This is a genomic window from Streptomyces sp. CBMA29 (assembly GCF_014596445.1).
GTDB lineage: Bacteria > Actinomycetota > Actinomycetes > Streptomycetales > Streptomycetaceae > Actinacidiphila.
In genome coordinates, this window is record NZ_MECL01000019.1 from 47,197 (window position 1) to 53,497 (window position 6,301).

General features: G+C 72.6%; 6 protein-coding genes. 2 read left to right on the top strand and 4 right to left on the bottom strand.

Translation table 11 applies throughout. The features are described from left to right. Positions 1–211: 211 nt before the first annotated feature. Positions 212–1,054, bottom strand: a complete 843-nt coding sequence (locus tag BGM09_RS03160) for a helix-turn-helix transcriptional regulator (RefSeq protein WP_188279818.1) — start codon at positions 1,052–1,054, stop codon at positions 212–214. A gap of 152 nt (positions 1,055–1,206) precedes the next feature. Here BGM09_RS03160 and BGM09_RS03165 point away from each other — a divergent pair, with 152 nt between their 5' ends. Together BGM09_RS03165 and BGM09_RS03170 are read left to right on the top strand one after the other, a co-directional pair. Then, positions 1,207–2,070: an NAD-dependent epimerase/dehydratase family protein gene (locus BGM09_RS03165; RefSeq protein WP_188279819.1), complete on the top strand. Its 864-nt coding sequence runs from the start codon at positions 1,207–1,209 to the stop codon at positions 2,068–2,070. 89 nt (positions 2,071–2,159) lie between these two features. Continuing rightward, complete coding sequence (locus tag BGM09_RS03170; RefSeq protein WP_262928347.1) at positions 2,160–2,834, top strand: DUF5995 family protein; 675 nt, start codon at positions 2,160–2,162, stop codon at positions 2,832–2,834. 68 nt (positions 2,835–2,902) lie between these two features. Here the strand turns inward: BGM09_RS03170 and BGM09_RS03175 are convergent, their stop codons facing one another. The 3 genes from BGM09_RS03175 to BGM09_RS03185 form a co-directional block, all read right to left on the bottom strand. After that, entirely contained in the window at positions 2,903–4,615 is a 1,713-nt protein-coding gene (locus BGM09_RS03175; RefSeq protein WP_188279820.1) for a flavin monoamine oxidase family protein, read from the bottom strand. A gap of 97 nt (positions 4,616–4,712) precedes the next feature. After that, the gene (locus BGM09_RS03180) at positions 4,713–5,513 is read right to left on the bottom strand and encodes a carbon-nitrogen hydrolase family protein (RefSeq protein ID WP_188279821.1); all 801 of its coding nucleotides are present in this window, start codon (positions 5,511–5,513) and stop codon (positions 4,713–4,715) included. A gap of 280 nt (positions 5,514–5,793) precedes the next feature. Continuing rightward, the coding region (locus BGM09_RS03185; protein ID WP_223186224.1) for a YsnF/AvaK domain-containing protein at positions 5,794–6,301 on the bottom strand (508 nt) is incomplete at its 5' end.

Consider the following 6,301-nt stretch of genomic DNA (forward strand, 5'->3'; position numbering starts at 1 on the left):
GATTCGTGCCCGCCGGACCGTGTCTTCACGTTAGCGGCCCTTCACTCGCTGTTGGGCATGCCAGGGGGCAAATGATGCCGCGGGAATACGCCATGGCACGGGCGCGCCTCCATACCCCTTACGTAGGCGCCATCGCCCGTACGTACGAAGGGAGTTGGGCCGTGACAGTCACGTTCCGCGGCCCGCGGGGGGCGACGGTCCTGGGACCGTTTCAGCCGACGGCCAGGTCCTGGAGGCCGACCACCTTGAGCAGCCGCAGCCGGTCGTACGCGGCGCTGCCGGGCCGCGCGGTGTAGACGATCAGCCGCTGGTCGTGCTCGGGGCTGAGCAGCACCTCGCAGTCCAACTCCAGCTCCCCGACGACCGGATGGCGGAAGCGCTTGGTGTCCGAGCGGCGCACCGCGACCTCGTGGTCGTCCCACATCCGGGCGAACTGCGGGCTTTGCGCGCGCAGTTCGGCCACGAGCGCGGCCGGGCGCGGGTCGTCGGGTCGGGCCGCGAGCACGGCGCGCAGATTCGCCACATGGTGACGGGCCAGCGTCTCGTGGTCCTCGGCGGGGAACAGCGCGCGGGCGGAGGGGTCGGTGAACATCCGCCGTACGACATTGCGCTGCGCGGGCGGCCGGGCCGACACGTCGCCGAGCAGGGCCGCGGCCATCGCGTTCTGCGCGAGGACGTCGCCGAAGTCGCTCACCACCTGGGCGGGCGTGTCGTGCAGCCGGTCGAGGACCAGCAGCAGCCCCGGCCTGACGTGCCCGCTGCCGCCCGTCTCGCGTGGCGGCTCCTCCCCCGACAGGTGGAACAGATGGTCCCGCTCGTCCGCGGTCAGCCGCAGCGCGCGGGCCAGCGCGGTGAGCATCTGGCGCGAGGGGCGCGGGCCGCGGGACTGTTCGAGCCGCGCGTAGTAGTCCGCCGACATCCCGGCGAGCTGGGCGACCTCCTCGCGGCGCAACCCCGGCGTGCGGCGCCTGGCCCCCTCGGCCAGGCCCACGTCGGCGGGGGCGAGGCGGGTGCGGCAGCGGCGCAGGAAGTCGGCGAGCTCGGGTCGGTTCACCCTTCCAGCATGCGTCCGCGCCGCGCGGCTATCCAGGGAGTGCCACTCCCCGGATAGAGAGGTCTCTGCCGCCCGCGCGCCGCACCGCGCAGGGTGGGGACAGCGGCGGACCACCGGGTCCCGCCGCAGGTCCGCACCACGAGGAGCACCTTATGAAGATCCTGGTCACCGGCGCGACGGGACAGGTCGGACGCCGGTTCGTACCCCGCCTGCTGCAACGGGCGGGGACCGCCGACACCGTACGCGTCCTGGTACGCGACGAGGCGCGCGCCGAGCCCTTCACCCGGCTCGGCGCGGAGGCGGTGGTCGGCGAGCTGCGTGACGCCGACGACGTCCGCGAGGCCGTGTCGGGCGCCGACGCCGTGCTCAACATCGCCGCCGCCTTCCGCGGCGTCCCCGACGAGGAGGCGTGGGCCGTCAACCGCGACGCCGCGCTCGGCCTCGGCCGCGCCGCCGCCGACGCGGGCGTGGGCCGTTTCGTGCAGGTCAGCACCACCTTGGTGTACGGCGCAGGCCGCGGCCGTCCGGCCGTCGAGGACGACGAGACGCTGCCCGGCGCCTCCTTGTGGGGCGCCTATCCCGCCGCCAAGCGCGCGGCCGAGGTCGGGCTGCTCGCCCTCGGCCGCGACAGTGGGATCGACGTGCGCGTCGGGCGGCTCTCCTTCGTCTACGGCGAGGGCGATCCCCACCTTCCGCAGGCGCTGCGGTGGGCCGGGGACTGGCCCGCCCACCGCCGGATGTCCATGGTCCACCACGCCGATGTCGCCCAGGGCCTCCTGCGCGTCCTGTACGCCCCCGGTGTGGCCGGGCGGATCTACAACATCACCGACGACGCGCCGGTCACCGCCCTCGAAATCCACTGGGTCAACGGGGCCGAGGTGCCTGCCGGCATGGCCGACCGCCCTCTCCCCGACCCCTGGGAGGGCATCTCCTCCCCCCTGCGCATCCACCGCGAACTGGGCTTCCGCCCCCTCCACCCCACCGTCTGGTCCGCCGCCGCGGCGGGCGCCCTCTGAACAGCGCGACCGGCGCCGCACGGGTGGTGCGGAGGGGAAACCGGTCGCGCCGCAGGCGCCGGGGTGGAGCGGCGCGGGAGGGTGGGGGGATGCGGACGACGGAGCAGGATGTCGCCTCGGTGGTGGGGCGGATGCGGCGGGCGGGGGACCGCCGCGACGGACTGGGCGTGTTCAACGCCGTGTACGTGGAGGTGACACGCGAGGTGGGGCGGCAACTGGCCGCGAACAGCTTCGAGGACGCCGAGACGGCGACCCGGTTGGCGGTGCGGTTCGCGAACCGCTACCTGACGGCCGTCGAGGACGACGCCAGGGGAAGGCAAGCGCCGGCGTCCTGGCGGCCCCTGCTCCGTATGCGCGCCCACCGCGACATCCGCCCGCTCCAGTTCGCCCTGGCGGGCATCAACGCCCATGTCGGCCACGACCTCCCCCTGGCGGTGGTCGACACCTGCCGCGCCGTCGGCCGTGAACCCCCCGCCCTGGCCGCCGACTTCGACCGCGTCGGCGAGATCCTGACCGGCGTCGAGGAGCGCGTGCGCGAAGAGCTGATGCCGGGCCCCGACCTGCTCGAACTCGCCGATCCGCTGACCCACGTCGTGGGTTCGTGGAGCCTGGACCGGGCGCGGGACGCGGCCTGGGCGGCGGCCCGGCTGCTGTGGGCGCTGCGCGACAGGCCGGACGCGTACGAGGAGTGCGTGAGCCGCCTGGACGCGGGCGTCGGCCTGGTCGGCCGCTTCCTGCTCACGCCGGTGGGCCGTCGTACGTGACGTGCGGGCCCCGTTCCCAGCCCTCCGGCTCAGTCCTCCGGCTTGGTCCTCCGGCTTGGTCCTCCGGCTCAGTCCTCCGGGAGCAGCACCGGCGCGATCTCGTCGTAGCGGTCGCCGGGGCCGGGATTCAGCGGGTCGGTCGCGCCGCCGAGGTGCCGCATGACGCCCCACACCGCGTTGAGCGCGGTCTGCACGGCGCCCTCGGCCCAGCCCGCGGTCCAGGAGATGTCGTCGCCCGCGAGGAAGATGCCACGCTTGTCGGCGGGCAGCCGGTCCTGCATGAAGTGGGTGAACAGCCGCCGCTGGTACCGGTAGTGGCCGGGCAGGTTGGCCTTGAACGCGCCCATGAAGTACGGCTCGTTCTCCCAGGAGACCGTCACCGGATTGCCGATGATGTGCCTCCTGATGTCGACGCCCGGATAGATCTCGCCGAGCGACTTCAGCATGACCTCCATGCGCTCGTGGGCGCTCAGCGGCAGCCACTTGAGGCTGTCGTCGCACCAGGTGTACGACAGGCAGATCGCGGCGGGCCGGTCGGGTCCGTCGTCCAGCAGGTACGTGCCGCGGGTCATCCGGTCGGTGAGCGTCATCGACATCAGGTCGCGGCCGGTCCGCGGGTCCTTGTCCAGCCAGAAGGGCCGGTCCACCGGCACGAAGAGCTTGCTGGACTCCATGTAGTGGGTGCGCTCCATCGCCGTCCAGTGGTCGATCGGGAAGAGCGAGTCGTCGCAGGCGATCTTGGACAGCAGCAGCCAGCTCTGCGCGGTGAAGACGGCGGCCCGGTACGTACGGATGTCCCCCGAGGCGTCCGTGACGGTGATCCGGTTGCCCGCCGTACGGTGCAGCCCGGTCACCGCCGGGCGCGGCCGGCCGTCGCGGGCGGCGTGCAGGGAGCGCAGCGAGGTGCCCTTCGGCCAGTGCACGGTCTTGTCGGGCTCGCGTTCCCACAGCCGCAGCGGGAGCTGCTGCGAGCCGCCGACGATGCCGCGGTGGTCGTCGTCCGCGCCGGTGTACACGACCCGCAGGATCTCCAGGATCGAGTTGGGGAAGTCGGTGTCCCAGCCGCCGGTGCCGAAGCCGACCTGCCCGAAGATCTCGCGGTGCCGGAAGGACGCGAAGGCCGGGGAGTCGCACAGGAAGCCGTAGAAGGTCTGGTTGTCCAGCTTCTCGACCAGCGCCGACCAGATCTCCCGGATCACGGGGATGTCCCGCTCGCGCAGGGCCCGTTGCATCGCGGAGAAGTCGGCGCCGTCCTCCAAGCACGCGTTCCAGGCGTGCATCACCTGGTGGTAGACCTCGGGCAGGTCGTCCACCGATGTGGCGTAGTGCGACTCGCCCTTGAGGTCCACGACGGTCGAAGGCGTGCCGGGCGCCAGCGGGTTGGGGAACGGCTTGGTCTCCAGACCCACCAGGTCCACGTAGTGCCGGAAGGCGGTGGACGACGGAGGGAAGCGCATCGCGCCCAACTCCGCGGTGAGGCCGGGATCGCAGCCGTCGAAGCCGACCGTGCGCAGCCGCCCGCCGATCTGGTCCGCCTCGTAGACAACGGGCTTGAGGCCCATCTTCATCAGTTCGTACGCGGTGACGATGCCGGACAGGCCGCCGCCAATCACCGCGACCTCTGTGCCGTGCTCGCTGGGCGGTACCGCGCCGAGGCCCGCCGGGTGCGCCAGGAAGTCGTCGTAGGCGTAGGGGAAGTCCGGCCCGAACATGGTGACGGGCGGCTGCTCCTGGGCCTCGGCGTGCTGCTCGTCGTGGACCGCGGTGGGCACGGACGTCATGGGGCGGCTCTCCTGGCTGAACTGGTGTGGCGGAAAAGGGGGTTACGGGCGCTCGCGGGACGCTCCGGCGCGCGGGGCTCAGCCGAGCATGGGGGGCTCAGCCGAGCGCGCGGTACAACTCCGGGCGGCGGTCGGCCAGATACGGCGTCTCCGCGCGGGCGGCGTCGATCAGCGCCGGGTCCACGTCGGCGAAGACCAGTTCCTCGCCGGTCCCGGCCCGCGCGCGCACCGTCCCATCCGGCCCGACGAGGCAGCTCAGCCCCGCGAAGTGGTAGTCGCCCTCGGCCCCGCAGCGGTTGGCGTACGCCAGGTGCACCTGGCTCTCGTACGCGCGGGCCGGGACGAGGGTGCGCGGCACGAATTCGTACGGCCGCATCAAAGCGGTCGGCACGACGAGGAGTTGGGTGCCGCCGAGCGCGTGCGCCCGTACCGCCTCGGGGAATTCGACGTCGTAGCAGATCAGCAGGCCGATCCGTACACCGTCGACGTCGGCCTGCACGACGGGCGTGTCACCGGCGGTGAAGGCGGATCGCTCGAAGTCCCCGAACAGGTGCGTCTTGCGGTAGTTGGCGAGCGGGGTGCCGTCCGGGCCGATGAGCCGCGCCGCGTTGTGCACGGCAGCGCCGTCCCGCTCGGGGTAGCCGTAGACGACGGCGATCCTGTGCCGGGCGGCGATCTCCGCCACTCGTCGCGCCGACGGTCCGTCGGCCTCCTCCGCCAGCGCCGCGAGACGGTCGCCGACCGCATAGCCGGTCAGTGACAGCTCGGCCGTCACCAGCAGCCGCGCTCCCCCCTCGGCGGCCCGTCGAGCCGCCTCCTCGAATCCGGCGAGCGCCGCGTCCACCGATTCGGGTACGCCGCCCGGCCCCTGATACAGCGCTGCGCGCAACGGTGCCATGGATCTCTTTCGCCTGTTCAGAGAGGGTGTACGGGACTCCTTCGACAGTACGGTTGCGCGCGTGGCGGCGGCAAGACGCGATCATTGCGGCCGCTGCCGCTGTTCGTTGCGTCTTCACCGGCACTACCGGCGATTCGTTGCGCCGAGCCGCCGCTCACGGGCCCGTTTCCGTGCCCGCGGCGCGTCCGCGGGCACGGAAGCGGGCCCCCACCCCGGATTCAGGGGGTGGGGGCCCGCTCGCGTGGTGCGATGAGGCCGTTCGACCGGCCGTCAGGTCGGTTCAGCTACCGAAGCGGCGGCCCTTGCGGCCCTGCTCGCCCTCGTAGCCGCTGGTCTCCTCGGTGGTCGCGGGGCTCGTGTCGGTCTCGATCCGCTCCTTGCGGACCCGGCCGTGCACGGTCTTCTGCTCGACGTGCTCGTCCACGCGCATGCGGACGCGCTCCTTCGGCACGACTTCGGTCTCGATGATCGCCTTGTCCTCGTGGAGGGTGACGACCTGTTCGGCCTCGCTGATGTCGCCGGTGCGGCCCGCGGCGGTCTTCGGGTCGATGGGCTCACGGACCAGGTGGACCTCTTCGTGCCGGATCGGCACCGTCTGCTCGACTTCCTCGACGTCCACGACCTTGTGCAGCCGCGCCTGGCCGATGGTCTCCCGCTCGACCCTGACGTGCATCTCCTCCTCGGAGCGGATCATGGTCTCGCTCTCGGGGTCGAGACCGTCCGCGGCGAGGCGCTGCGGGGCGCCCGAGGCCATGGCGGGCGTGCCCTTGCCGGTGGAGGCGACCGGT

Excerpts from the sequence above, each read along its gene's own strand:
- BGM09_RS03170 (WP_262928347.1), top strand. The coding sequence starts at position 2,160 with ATGCGGACGACGGAGCAGGATGTCGCCTCGGTGGTGGGGCGGATGCGG.
- BGM09_RS03175 (WP_188279820.1), bottom strand. The coding sequence starts at position 4,615 with ATGACGTCCGTGCCCACCGCGGTCCACGACGAGCAGCACGCCGAGGCC.
- BGM09_RS03165 (WP_188279819.1), top strand. The coding sequence starts at position 1,207 with ATGAAGATCCTGGTCACCGGCGCGACGGGACAGGTCGGACGCCGGTTC.
- BGM09_RS03180 (WP_188279821.1), bottom strand. The coding sequence starts at position 5,513 with ATGGCACCGTTGCGCGCAGCGCTGTATCAGGGGCCGGGCGGCGTACCC.